We start from the raw sequence: 279 nt of genomic DNA, 5'->3' as shown, positions 1-279 counted from the left end.
AAGAGACTCTGCATTTAAGCAACAGCTTATTACAGAAGAAGTACAACTTGAGATTTACTCAGATATTGAAACACTCTTTGAAGACCTACTTTTCTTTCCTGTTATTGATGAAGACGGAACTTATAAGTTAGTTGCTGATGAAACAACAGAGGAAGAAGGAGAGTCATTCTATGATTGTGAGGAGTATACAGATTCAGTAGAAACACTAGTTGTAGATAACTCAACGAGCTCGACAAAGACGTCTATTGAGAATCAATGCCAATCATTTGATAAGGCATC

General features: G+C 36.2%; 1 protein-coding gene. It reads left to right on the top strand.

Going from position 1 to position 279, the window contains the following annotated elements; all coding sequences use genetic code 11:
* Positions 1 to 279, top strand: a 279-nt coding sequence (locus M901_RS04670; RefSeq protein WP_034720413.1) for a hypothetical protein, incomplete at both ends; no start/stop codon positions are given.

The organism is Bacteriovorax sp. DB6_IX, assembly GCF_000447775.1.
In the GTDB taxonomy this organism is placed as follows: Bacteria; Bdellovibrionota; Bacteriovoracia; order Bacteriovoracales; family Bacteriovoracaceae; genus Halobacteriovorax_A.
This window is presented reverse-complemented; position numbering and strand designations above follow the sequence as displayed.